The sequence below is a fragment of the Comamonas sp. 7D-2 genome (assembly GCF_022749555.1).
Taxonomy (GTDB): Bacteria; Pseudomonadota; Gammaproteobacteria; order Burkholderiales; family Burkholderiaceae_C; genus Comamonas; species Comamonas thiooxydans.
In genome coordinates this window covers 525,001-537,860 of the sequence record NZ_CP094238.1, presented here as the reverse complement: position 1 = coordinate 537,860, position 12,860 = coordinate 525,001, and the positions used below count along the sequence as shown (strand labels likewise).

The 12,860-nt window shown below is 53.6% G+C and carries 5 protein-coding genes, 2 tRNA genes and 5 rRNA genes (1 of these 12 running past the window's edge); 1 reads left to right on the top strand and 11 read right to left on the bottom strand.

The window, feature by feature from the left end; translation table 11 throughout:
- Positions 1 to 95: 95 nt before the first annotated feature.
- From can to MPZ60_RS02465, 4 genes are read right to left on the bottom strand one after another with little or no spacing between them, the layout of a single operon-like run.
- On the bottom strand, positions 96 to 758 hold the full coding sequence (gene can, locus MPZ60_RS02480; protein ID WP_003061612.1) for a carbonate dehydratase: 663 nt from the start codon (positions 756 to 758) through the stop codon (positions 96 to 98).
- Between the two features lie 50 nt (positions 759 to 808).
- Complete coding sequence (locus tag MPZ60_RS02475; protein ID WP_034357069.1) at positions 809 to 1,996, bottom strand: isovaleryl-CoA dehydrogenase; 1,188 nt, start codon at positions 1,994 to 1,996, stop codon at positions 809 to 811.
- Positions 1,997 to 2,035: 39 nt separating this feature from the next.
- A complete protein-coding gene (locus MPZ60_RS02470) occupies positions 2,036 to 2,494 on the bottom strand; it encodes a PaaI family thioesterase (protein ID WP_034357067.1) in 459 nt (152 codons plus the stop codon).
- 48 nt (positions 2,495 to 2,542) lie between these two features.
- Positions 2,543 to 2,944, bottom strand: a complete 402-nt coding sequence (locus tag MPZ60_RS02465; protein ID WP_003061601.1) for a MerR family DNA-binding transcriptional regulator — start codon at positions 2,942 to 2,944, stop codon at positions 2,543 to 2,545.
- A 121-nt stretch (positions 2,945 to 3,065) separates the two neighbouring features.
- Between MPZ60_RS02465 and MPZ60_RS02460 the strand changes: the two genes are divergently transcribed.
- A complete protein-coding gene (locus MPZ60_RS02460) occupies positions 3,066 to 4,151 on the top strand; it encodes an MBL fold metallo-hydrolase (RefSeq protein WP_034357064.1) in 1,086 nt (361 codons plus the stop codon).
- A gap of 147 nt (positions 4,152 to 4,298) precedes the next feature.
- On the opposite strand, the gene rrf (MPZ60_RS02455) is transcribed toward MPZ60_RS02460, so the two are convergent.
- From rrf (MPZ60_RS02455) to MPZ60_RS02425, 7 genes are all read right to left on the bottom strand, one after another.
- Positions 4,299 to 4,411, bottom strand: a 5S ribosomal RNA gene (gene rrf, locus MPZ60_RS02455).
- 165 nt (positions 4,412 to 4,576) lie between these two features.
- A 23S ribosomal RNA gene (locus MPZ60_RS02450) occupies positions 4,577 to 7,454 on the bottom strand.
- Between the two features lie 366 nt (positions 7,455 to 7,820).
- Positions 7,821 to 7,896, bottom strand: a tRNA-Ala gene (locus MPZ60_RS02445).
- A gap of 28 nt (positions 7,897 to 7,924) precedes the next feature.
- Positions 7,925 to 8,001: transfer RNA gene (locus tag MPZ60_RS02440), tRNA-Ile, on the bottom strand.
- 91 nt (positions 8,002 to 8,092) lie between these two features.
- Positions 8,093 to 9,625, bottom strand: a 16S ribosomal RNA gene (locus tag MPZ60_RS02435).
- A gap of 351 nt (positions 9,626 to 9,976) precedes the next feature.
- A 5S ribosomal RNA gene (gene rrf, locus MPZ60_RS02430) occupies positions 9,977 to 10,089 on the bottom strand.
- Positions 10,090 to 10,254: 165 nt separating this feature from the next.
- Positions 10,255 to 12,860: ribosomal RNA gene (locus tag MPZ60_RS02425) — 23S ribosomal RNA — on the bottom strand (it continues 272 nt past the right edge of the window).
- Together the 16S, 23S and 5S rRNA genes with 2 tRNA genes alongside form the textbook arrangement of a ribosomal RNA operon.

Sequence of the window (12,860 nt, the reverse complement as noted above, 5' to 3'; positions counted from 1 at the left end):
AGTCGCTCCAGATAAGTGAGCAGCACTCTCAAACGGAACAAGCGACACAGGCCTTGAGTCCGCTTGAGGGCACTGCAACTGCGCAGCGGCAGCGATCAGTCGCGCTTACGCGCAGCGACCTTCTCGACAGCCTTGTTGTAGACATCCTCCAGGCCGCCCACACCAGGCACGGTCATTTCGAGGTTGGTGATGTGGCCGTTGTTGAGGCTGTAGCACCAGCCGTGCAGAGTCACCTTCTGACCACGGGCCCAGGCATCCTGCATCACGGTGGACTGAGCCACGTTGACCACCTGCTCGATGGCGTTGAGTTCGCACAGCACATCGTGGCGGAACTGGGTGGAGATGCCTTCCAGCAGCTTGATGTGCTTGTCGCGCACGTCGCGCACGTGGCGGGTCCAGTTGTCCACCAGACCCAGACGCAGATTATTGAGCGCCGCATACACGCCGCCGCAGCCATAGTGGCCCACCACCATCAGGTGCTCGATCTTCAGATGATCGACCGAGTACTGGATGGTGGACAGGCAGTTCAGATCGCTGGGCACCACCACGTTGGCCACGTTGCGGTGCACGAACACCTCGCCAGGCTCCAGACCCGTGATCTGGTTGGCTGGCACGCGGCTGTCCGAGCAGCCGATCCACATGTATTTGGGCTTTTGCTGCGCCATCAGTCCGGTAAAGAAACCCGGACGATCACGCTCCATCTGGTCTGCCCATTGGCGGTTGTGGACAAACAGTTCTTCGATGGAGGTCGTTGTCATGAAGCTATCCTTCTTTTTGTGGTTGAAAGAACGGCGCAGCTCCTGCTTTTTCAGCAGGTTTCAGCAAACAGCTCGCGGCCTATGAGCATGCGGCGAATTTCGCTGGTGCCAGCGCCAATCTCGTAGAGTTTCGCATCTCGCCACAGACGACCGAGCGGATACTCGTTGATATACCCATTACCGCCATAGATTTGCACGCCCTCGCCGGCCATCCAGGTGGCCTTCTCGGCGCACCACAAGATCACGCTGGCGCAGTCCTTGCGAACCTGGCGCACATGATCGGTTCCCAGAAGATCCAGGTTTTTAGCGACCGTATAGGCAAAAGAGCGGCCTGCTTGCAGCACGGTGTACATGTCCGCCACCTTGCCCTGGATCAGCTGGAACTCGCCGATGCTCTGGCCGAACTGCTTGCGGTCGTGGATATAGGGGACGACATTGTCCATGACGGACTGCATGATGCCCAGCGGGCCGCCGGTCAGGACGGCGCGCTCATAGTCCAGGCCGCTCATCAATACCTTGGCGCCCATGTTCAGGCCGCCAAGAATGTTTTCAGCCGGCACTTCCACATCCTGGAACACCAGCTCGCCCGTGTGGCTGCCGCGCATGCCCAGCTTGTCTAGCTTTTGCGCGATCGAGAAGCCCTTCATGCCCTTTTCGATCAGAAAGGCCGTCACGCCGCGCGCGCCCATCTCCGGCTCGGTCTTGGCATAGACCACCAGGGTGTCGGCGTCGGGCCCGTTGGTGATCCACATCTTGCTGCCGTTGAGCAGGTAGTAGCCGCCCTTGTCCTCGGCCTTGAGCTTCATGCTGATCACGTCGGAGCCGGCGCCGGGCTCGCTCATGGCCAGAGCTCCCACATGCTCGCCGCTGATGAGCTTGGGCAGGTATTTGGCCTTCTGCGCCTCGCTGCCGTTGCGATTGATCTGATTCACGCACAGATTGCTGTGCGCGCCATAGGACAGGCCCACCGAGGCACTGGCGCGCGATATTTCCTCCATGGCCACCATATGCGCCAGATAGCCCATATCGGCGCCGCCGTACTGCTCGGGCACGGTAATGCCGAGCACGCCCAGCTCGCCGAACTTGCGCCACAGATCCATGGGGAACTGGTCGCTGCGATCAATCTCGGCCGCACGCGGAGCAATCTCGCTCTGTGCGAATTCACGCACCGCATCACGCAGCGCATCGATGTCTTCACCGAGCTGGAAGTTCAGTCCGGGCAGATTGGCAAGGCTCATGGTTGTCTCCTGTAGATATGGGTCTGACGAATCGTCTTGTCAGTGTTGTATGCCTTCACGGTTCTGCACACACATCAGAGTGCAGCCCATTGTGGCAATCAGTTTCTCTTTTCCCTGGTCAATGGCAAATGCCTTGCCTTCGGATACGGTGATGGTGCGTCCGGGCTTGATGACCCGACCTTCCATGCGAAAGCGCTGGCCTTTGGCAGGAGCGAGCAGGTTGATCTTGAATTCGATGGTGAGCACGGCCGCATCGGCCGGCATCAGCGTCAGGCCCGCGTAGCCGCAGGCCGAGTCCAGTGCGGTGGATACCATGCCGGCGTGCAAAAAACCATGCTGCTGCGTCAGGCCGGGAGCCCAGTCCAGGCAGATATCCACAACGCCTGGCTCCACCAGGGTCAGCTCCGCGCCAATCGTGGCCATGGCGCCTTGCTTCGCAAAGCTCTGCTTCACCCGATGAACAAAATCCAGAGACTCGGTGACACCTGCAACAGACATGGCAACTCTCCAGCAAAGCTCTACAATTGACGTTTACGTAAACGTCAATTATGCGCCATTTTTGCTCTCGCTCCTTTTCAATAGTGTGCGAGCCTCTTTTTCCTGTTCTCGCACCTCATCCAGAGTCACCTGCAGATCGGCCATCTGCGCTTCGAGCTGCTTGCGATGGATGGCCAGCACGTCGAGAAACTTGCGCAGCTGCACGCCCGTATCACGCGGGCTGTCATACATGTCGATGATTTCCTTGGCCTCGGACAGCGACAGTCCCAGGCGCTTGGCCCGCAGCGTCAGGCGCAGACGTGCGCGATCTCGGGACGAGTACACGCGATTGCGACCACCTGCGCCGGAGCGCTCCGGCTGCAGCAAGCCCATGTCCTCATAAAAACGGATGGCCCGGGTCGTGAGATCGAACTCTTTGGCAAGGTCACTGATGGTGTAAATGGTCGACATGATTCTGTGGGGTTGTAAGTCTTGCATCGCACAGGCGACTGCCAGAGGTGGCTTGATCTCTAAAATGCTTTGACAAAACTGACGTTTACGTTAACGTCAATGCTAAACGAAATACCGCCCCATGACCTCAAGCCAAGAATCCGCTCTTCACTACCCACTCGGCGATACCTTGCCCGGTCCGGCCCAGACTCTGGAAGTGGCACCCGGCGTCAAGTGGATCCGCATGACCTTGCCGTTTGCCCTCGATCACATCAACCTCTGGCTGCTGCGTGATCGCCAGACCGATCTGCATGGCCAGGTACGCGAGGGCTGGACGGTCATCGACTGCTGCGTCAATCGCACCGAGGCGCGCGAGCAATGGGAGCAGATCTTCGCCGCCGAACTGGAAGGCCTGCCCGTTTTGCGCGTCATCGTCACCCATATGCACCCCGACCATATCGGCCTGGCCGGCTGGCTCTGCCAGCAATGGAACGCGCCCTTGTGGATCAGCGCCACCGATTACAACGTCGCCCGCGTCGCCATGAAAGACAGGGACGGCTTCGGCGGCGAATCCGGTGCGGACTTCTACAGCCTGCACGGACAAAGAGATGAGGAATTTCTGCTCCATGTCCGCGGCCGTGGCAGCTACTACTCTTCCCTGGTGGCCCCCATACCCGACATCTATCACCGCATCATGGATGGCGACGAGATCGACATCAACGGCCGCACATGGCAATGCATTGCCGGCTATGGTCACGCGCCGGAGCACATGGCGCTTTACTGCGCCGAGCTCGAGACACTGATCAGCGGCGACATGGTGCTTCCCCGTATTTCCGCCAATGTCAGCGTGCATTCTTCCGAGCCCGAAGCCAACCCGCTGCAGCTGTTTCTCACATCGCTGAAGCGCTACTTCGCTCTCCCACAGAACACCTATGTTCTGCCCTCGCATGGCAAACCCTTTACAGGCTTGCATATCCGTGTCCAGCAACTGCTGGACCATCATCAGGAACGTCTGAACGACATCATGCAGGCCTCCAGGCTACAGGGGCTGAGCGCTGCCGACATCCTTCCCATTCTCTTCAAACGCCAACTGGACACTCACCAGATGACTTTCGCCATGGGCGAGGCTCTGGCTCACCTGCACTATCTCTGGTTCAGCCGGCAACTGACGCGGCGGCTGGATGAAAACGGCATCCTGCGCTTCTACGCACCGAATATGCAGAAATAAAAAGAGAGCGCCTAGCGCTCTCTTTTTATGGGTTTCCGGTATTTTTGTAGCTGGAATGCTTTGACACCCTGCGGCAAGCGCTCCTCGTTTCGAAGCGCCCAATAAAAAACCCCGTAATCTTTCGACTACGGGGTTTTCACTGTAAGAGCCTGACGATGACCTACTTTCACACGGGAACCCGCACTATCATCGGCGCAAAGTCGTTTCACTGTCCTGTTCGGGATGGGAAGGAGTGGTACCAACTTGCTATGGTCATCAGGCATAAACTTTTTGTCAGATTGACAGCGCCTCGATTAACTTCTTAATCTCGCTCACCTTCAATCCAACGAATTCATAGAGTCTTCAATCAGCTTTTCGATTGCGCCTTTTCGGCATAACTAGAACTTGCGTTCTGTCTTTCATTTTCCAGGCTTACCCAAAGTTATAGGGTCAAGCCGCACGGGCAATTAGTACTGGTTAGCTTAACGCATTACTGCGCTTCCACACCCAGCCTATCAACGTCGTGGTCTACAACGACCCTTCAGGGGGCTCAAGGCCCCGGCAGATCTCATCTTGAAACGAGTTTCCCGCTTAGATGCTTTCAGCGGTTATCTCTTCCACACTTAGCTACCCTGCGATGCCACTGGCGTGACAACAGGTACACCAGAGGTGTGTCCACTCCGGTCCTCTCGTACTAGGAGCAGGCTTCCTCAAATCTGCAGCGCCCACGGAAGATAGGGACCAAACTGTCTCACGACGTTTTAAACCCAGCTCACGTACCTCTTTAAATGGCGAACAGCCATACCCTTGGGACCGACTACAGCCCCAGGATGAGATGAGCCGACATCGAGGTGCCAAACACCGCCGTCGATATGAACTCTTGGGCGGTATCAGCCTGTTATCCCCAGAGTACCTTTTATCCGTTGAGCGATGGCCCTTCCATACAGAACCACCGGATCACTATGTCCTGCTTTCGCATCTGCTCGACTTGTCAGTCTCGCAGTTAAGCACGCTTATGCCATTGCACTATCGTCACGATGTCCGACCGTAACTAGCGTACCTTCGAACTCCTCCGTTACGCTTTGGGAGGAGACCGCCCCAGTCAAACTGCCTACCATGCACTGTCCCCGATCCAGATAATGGATCCAGGTTAGAACCTCAAACGCACCAGGGTGGTATTTCAACGTCGGCTCCATGCGATCTAGCGACCGCACTTCAAAGCCTCCCACCTATCCTACACAGATCCGTTCAAAGTCCAATACAAAGCTACAGTAAAGGTTCATGGGGTCTTTCCGTCTTTCCGCGGGGAGATTGCATCATCACAAACATTTCAACTTCGCTGAGTCTCAGGAGGAGACAGTGTGGCCATCGTTACGCCATTCGTGCAGGTCGGAACTTACCCGACAAGGAATTTCGCTACCTTAGGACCGTTATAGTTACGGCCGCCGTTTACTGGGACTTCAATCAAGAGCTTGCACCCCATCATTTAATCTTCCAGCACCGGGCAGGCGTCACACCCTATACGTCCACTTTCGTGTTTGCAGAGTGCTGTGTTTTTATTAAACAGTCGCAGCCACCAATTTTTTGCAACCCCTTTGAGCTCCATTTGTACAACTTCACTTACTTGGGGTACACCTTCTCCCGAAGTTACGGTGTCAATTTGCCGAGTTCCTTCTCCTGAGTTCTCTCAAGCGCCTTAGAATACTCATCTCGCGCACCAGTGTCGGTTTGCGGTACGGTCGTCAATAGCTGAAGCTTAGTGGCTTTTCCTGGAAGCAGGGTATCACTCACTTCGTCTGCAAGCAGACTCGTTATCACGCCTCATCTTAGCTCTCCGGATTTGCCTAAAGAGCACGACTACACGCTTGAACCAACATATCCAACAGTTGGCTGAGCTAACCTTCTCCGTCCCCACATCGCACTATTGATCGGTACAGGAATATTGACCTGTTTCCCATCAGCTACGCATCTCTGCCTCGCCTTAGGGGCCGACTCACCCTACGCCGATGAACGTTGCGTAGGAAACCTTGCGCTTACGGCGAGGGGGCTTTTCACCCCCTTTAACGCTACTCATGTCAGCATTCGCACTTCTGATACCTCCAGCATCCGTTACCAGACACCTTCACAGGCTTACAGAACGCTCTCCTACCACGCACAGTAAACTGTGCATCCGCAGCTTCGGTAACTGGCTTAGCCCCGTTACATCTTCCGCGCAGGACGACTCGATCAGTGAGCTATTACGCTTTCTTTAAATGATGGCTGCTTCTAAGCCAACATCCTGACTGTTTTAGCCTTCCCACTTCGTTTCCCACTTAGCCAATTTTAGGGACCTTAGCTGGCGGTCTGGGTTGTTTCCCTCTTGAGTCCGGACGTTAGCACCCGGTGCTCTGTCTCCCAAGCTGTACTCGTCGGTATTCGGAGTTTGCATAGGTTTGGTAAGTCGCCATGACCCCCTAGCCTAAACAGTGCTCTACCCCCGACGGTAATACTTGAGGCACTACCTAAATAGTTTTCGGAGAGAACCAGCTATTTCCAAGTTTGTTTAGCCTTTCACCCCTATCCACAGCTCATCCCCTAATTTTGCAACATTAGTGGGTTCGGACCTCCAGTACCTGTTACGGCACCTTCATCCTGGCCATGGATAGATCACTTGGTTTCGGGTCTACACCCAGCGACTAGTCGCCCTATTCGGACTCGATTTCTCTTCGCCTCCCCTATTCGGTTAAGCTTGCCACTGAATGTAAGTCGCTGACCCATTATACAAAAGGTACGCCGTCACCCCTAAGGGCTCCGACTTTTTGTAAGCATACGGTTTCAGGATCTATTTCACTCCCCTCCCGGGGTTCTTTTCGCCTTTCCCTCACGGTACTGGTTCACTATCGGTCGATGATGAGTATTTAGCCTTGGAGGATGGTCCCCCCATATTCAGACAGGGTTTCTCGTGCCCCGCCCTACTTGTCTGCAGCCTAGTACCACCGATCGGTTTTCACATACGGGACTATCACCCACTATGGTCGGCCTTTCCATGCCGTTTTGTTAACTGATCGACTATCACTGCAAGGCTCTTCCGAATTCGCTCGCCACTACTATCGGAATCTCGGTTGATGTCTTTTCCTCTGGGTACTTAGATGTTTCAGTTCTCCAGGTTCGCTTCGTGCACCTATGTATTCAGTGCACGATACCTCTTGCGAGGTGGGTTCCCCCATTCAGAAATCTCCGGATCAAAGCTTATTTGCCAGCTCCCCGAAGCTTATCGCAGGCTATCACGTCTTTCGTCGCCTATCATCGCCAAGGCATCCACCATATGCTCTTAGTCACTTGACCCTATAACTTTGGACTCTCTTAGCGAGAATCAAAGCCTGGTTTCAAAGACTGGTGAGGTCTTGCACCTCACGCGTTATGCCGTAATGTGAATATCTTTGGCTGCATCTTTCGATGCAGCTTAGAGAATATTCGTCATTACTAGATAAATTTGCATTCGCAAAATATCTGTTTTGACGCAATCAAAATGTTGCTGGCGGCACGGTGAGTATTTTTCAACTCTTTCCACCAGCAACGCTGATTTCGACTCTATGAATTTTTAAAGAACAGCCAATTGATCGACGTTTCGATCAATACAAAAGCAGTCTTTGCAAGACTGCTTTTGTATTGGGAAGCCTTCGATTATAGCACCATTAGCGCTATCATTTTTGGTGGAGGATGACGGGATCGAACCGACGACCCCCTGCTTGCAAAGCAGGTGCTCTCCCAGCTGAGCTAATCCCCCGGGATCCTCTGACCAGATATTGGAATCTTGGTGGGTCTAGTTGGGCTCGAACCAACGACCCCTGCGTTATCAACACAGTGCTCTAACCAGCTGAGCTACAGACCCATTCCACGCAGCCCACTTTTTCAGCAGGCCACCTGGCTTGTTCCAACAACCGATAAGTGTGGACGTTCAATTTGAAGCAGCATTTTTCCAGAAAGGAGGTGATCCAGCCGCACCTTCCGATACGGCTACCTTGTTACGACTTCACCCCAGTCACGAACCCCGCCGTGGTAAGCGCCCTCCTTGCGGTTAGGCTACCTACTTCTGGCGAGACCCGCTCCCATGGTGTGACGGGCGGTGTGTACAAGACCCGGGAACGTATTCACCGTGACATTCTGATCCACGATTACTAGCGATTCCGACTTCACGCAGTCGAGTTGCAGACTGCGATCCGGACTACGACTGGCTTTATGGGATTAGCTCCCCCTCGCGGGTTGGCAACCCTTTGTACCAGCCATTGTATGACGTGTGTAGCCCCACCTATAAGGGCCATGAGGACTTGACGTCATCCCCACCTTCCTCCGGTTTGTCACCGGCAGTCCCATTAGAGTGCTCAACTGAATGTAGCAACTAATGGCAAGGGTTGCGCTCGTTGCGGGACTTAACCCAACATCTCACGACACGAGCTGACGACAGCCATGCAGCACCTGTGTGCAGGTTCTCTTTCGAGCACCAAACCATCTCTGGTAAGTTCCTGCCATGTCAAAGGTGGGTAAGGTTTTTCGCGTTGCATCGAATTAAACCACATCATCCACCGCTTGTGCGGGTCCCCGTCAATTCCTTTGAGTTTCAACCTTGCGGCCGTACTCCCCAGGCGGTCAACTTCACGCGTTAGCTTCGTTACTGAGTCAGTTAAGACCCAACAACCAGTTGACATCGTTTAGGGCGTGGACTACCAGGGTATCTAATCCTGTTTGCTCCCCACGCTTTCGTGCATGAGCGTCAGTGCAGGCCCAGGGGATTGCCTTCGCCATCGGTGTTCCTCCGCATATCTACGCATTTCACTGCTACACGCGGAATTCCATCCCCCTCTGCCGCACTCTAGCCTTGCAGTCACAATGGCAGTTCCCAGGTTGAGCCCGGGGATTTCACCACTGTCTTACAAAACCGCCTGCGCACGCTTTACGCCCAGTAATTCCGATTAACGCTTGCACCCTACGTATTACCGCGGCTGCTGGCACGTAGTTAGCCGGTGCTTATTCTTACGGTACCGTCATGACCCGGGGATATTAGCCCCAGGCTTTTCGTTCCGTACAAAAGCAGTTTACAACCCGAGGGCCTTCATCCTGCACGCGGCATTGCTGGATCAGGCTTTCGCCCATTGTCCAAAATTCCCCACTGCTGCCTCCCGTAGGAGTCTGGGCCGTGTCTCAGTCCCAGTGTGGCTGGTCGTCCTCTCAGACCAGCTACAGATCGCAGGCTTGGTAAGCCTTTACCCCACCAACTACCTAATCTGCCATCAGCCGCTCTAGTAGCACAAGGCCCGAAGGTCCCCTGCTTTCATCCGTAGATCTCATGCGGTATTAGCTACTCTTTCGAGTAGTTATCCCCCACTACTAGGCACGTTCCGATGTATTACTCACCCGTTCGCCACTCGTCAGCATCCGAAGACCTGTTACCGTTCGACTTGCATGTGTAAAGCATGCCGCCAGCGTTCAATCTGAGCCAGGATCAAACTCTATAGTTCGATCTTGAATTTAAAGTCTTTCGACTGCTCACTCACTTGACGGAATCAAGAAGAATTAATTCTTCCTCATTACTGTTTTTGTGAGCGCTTGATAACTCCGAAGAGTTTGTTCCGAAGAACTGGCTGCTTGCCCTCAAACGCCCACGCTTATCGGCTGTATTTTTTTAAGGAACCGAGTGCAAAACCGGAAGTACCGATCTCGAATCTCGTTGCTTGCTGCGATCAGCGAAGCCTTCTATTGTAGCACTGTTTTCACAGTACTTTTAAAACGTTTTTGCGTTTTCTTCTCACCCCTCATTACAAGGAGGGAGAAGAAAACGCCTGGCGTGAGCCAGGCGTTTTGGCGTAAGAGCCTGACGATGACCTACTTTCACACGGGAACCCGCACTATCATCGGCGCAAAGTCGTTTCACTGTCCTGTTCGGGATGGGAAGGAGTGGTACCAACTTGCTATGGTCATCAGGCATAAACTTTTTGTCAGATTGACAGCGCCTCGATTAACTTCTTAATCTCGCTCACCTTCAATCCAACGAATTCATAGAGTCTTCAATCAGCTTTTCGATTGCGCCTTTTCGGCATAACTAGAACTTGCGTTCTGTCTTTCATTTTCCAGGCTTACCCAAAGTTATAGGGTCAAGCCGCACGGGCAATTAGTACTGGTTAGCTTAACGCATTACTGCGCTTCCACACCCAGCCTATCAACGTCGTGGTCTACAACGACCCTTCAGGGGGCTCAAGGCCCCGGCAGATCTCATCTTGAAACGAGTTTCCCGCTTAGATGCTTTCAGCGGTTATCTCTTCCACACTTAGCTACCCTGCGATGCCACTGGCGTGACAACAGGTACACCAGAGGTGTGTCCACTCCGGTCCTCTCGTACTAGGAGCAGGCTTCCTCAAATCTGCAGCGCCCACGGAAGATAGGGACCAAACTGTCTCACGACGTTTTAAACCCAGCTCACGTACCTCTTTAAATGGCGAACAGCCATACCCTTGGGACCGACTACAGCCCCAGGATGAGATGAGCCGACATCGAGGTGCCAAACACCGCCGTCGATATGAACTCTTGGGCGGTATCAGCCTGTTATCCCCAGAGTACCTTTTATCCGTTGAGCGATGGCCCTTCCATACAGAACCACCGGATCACTATGTCCTGCTTTCGCATCTGCTCGACTTGTCAGTCTCGCAGTTAAGCACGCTTATGCCATTGCACTATCGTCACGATGTCCGACCGTAACTAGCGTACCTTCGAACTCCTCCGTTACGCTTTGGGAGGAGACCGCCCCAGTCAAACTGCCTACCATGCACTGTCCCCGATCCAGATAATGGATCCAGGTTAGAACCTCAAACGCACCAGGGTGGTATTTCAACGTCGGCTCCATGCGATCTAGCGACCGCACTTCAAAGCCTCCCACCTATCCTACACAGATCCGTTCAAAGTCCAATACAAAGCTACAGTAAAGGTTCATGGGGTCTTTCCGTCTTTCCGCGGGGAGATTGCATCATCACAAACATTTCAACTTCGCTGAGTCTCAGGAGGAGACAGTGTGGCCATCGTTACGCCATTCGTGCAGGTCGGAACTTACCCGACAAGGAATTTCGCTACCTTAGGACCGTTATAGTTACGGCCGCCGTTTACTGGGACTTCAATCAAGAGCTTGCACCCCATCATTTAATCTTCCAGCACCGGGCAGGCGTCACACCCTATACGTCCACTTTCGTGTTTGCAGAGTGCTGTGTTTTTATTAAACAGTCGCAGCCACCAATTTTTTGCAACCCCTTTGAGCTCCATTTGTACAACTTCACTTACTTGGGGTACACCTTCTCCCGAAGTTACGGTGTCAATTTGCCGAGTTCCTTCTCCTGAGTTCTCTCAAGCGCCTTAGAATACTCATCTCGCGCACCAGTGTCGGTTTGCGGTACGGTCGTCAATAGCTGAAGCTTAGTGGCTTTTCCTGGAAGCAGGGTATCACTCACTTCGTCTGCAAGCAGACTCGTTATCACGCCTCATCTTAGCTCTCCGGATTTGCCTAAAGAGCACGACTACACGCTTGAACCAACATATCCAACAGTTGGCTGAGCTAACCTTCTCCGTCCCCACATCGCACTATTGATCGGTACAGGAATATTGACCTGTTTCCCATCAGCTACGCATCTCTGCCTCGCCTTAGGGGCCGACTCACCCTACGCCGATGAACGTTGCGTAGGAAACCTTGCGCTTACGGCGAGGGGGCTTTTCACCCCCTTTAACGCTACTCATGTCAGCATTCGCACTTCTGATACCTCCAGCATCCGTTACCAGACACCTTCACAGGCTTACAGAACGCTCTCCTACCACGCACAGTAAACTGTGCATCCGCAGCTTCGGTAACTGGCTTAGCCCCGTTACATCTTCCGCGCAGGACGACTCGATCAGTGAGCTATTACGCTTTCTTTAAATGATGGCTGCTTCTAAGCCAACATCCTGACTGTTTTAGCCTTCCCACTTCGTTTCCCACTTAGCCAATTTTAGGGACCTTAGCTGGCGGTCTGGGTTGTTTCCCTCTTGAGTCCGGACGTTAGCACCCGGTGCTCTGTCTCCCAAGCTGTACTCGTCGGTATTCGGAGTTTGCATAGGTTTGGTAAGTCGCCATGACCCCCTAGCCTAAACAGTGCTCTACCCCCGACGGTAATACTTGAGGCACTACCTAAATAGTTTTCGGAGAGAACCAGCTATTTCCAAGTTTGTTTAGCCTTTCACCCCTATCCACAGCTCATCCCCTAATTTTGCAACATTAGTGGGTTCGGACCTCCAGTACCTGTTACGGCACCTTCATCCTGGCCATGGATAGATCACTTGGTTTCGGGTCTACACCCAGCGACTAGTCGCCCTATTCGGACTCGATTTCTCTTCGCCTCCCCTATTCGGTTAAGCTTGCCACTGAATGTAAGTCGCTGACCCATTATACAAAAGGTACGCCGTCACCCCTAAGGGCTCCGACTTTTTGTAAGCATACGGTTTCAGGATCTATTTCACTCCCCTCCCGGGGTTCTTTTCGCCTTTCCCTCACGGTACTGGTTCACTATCGGTCGATGATGAGTATTTAGCCTTGGAGGATGGTCCCCCCATATTCAGACAGGGTTTCTCGTGCCCCGCCCTACTTGTCTGCAGCCTAGTACCACCGATCGGTTTTCACATACGGGACTATCACCCACTATGGTCGGCCTTTCCATGCCGTTTTGTTAACTGATCGACTAT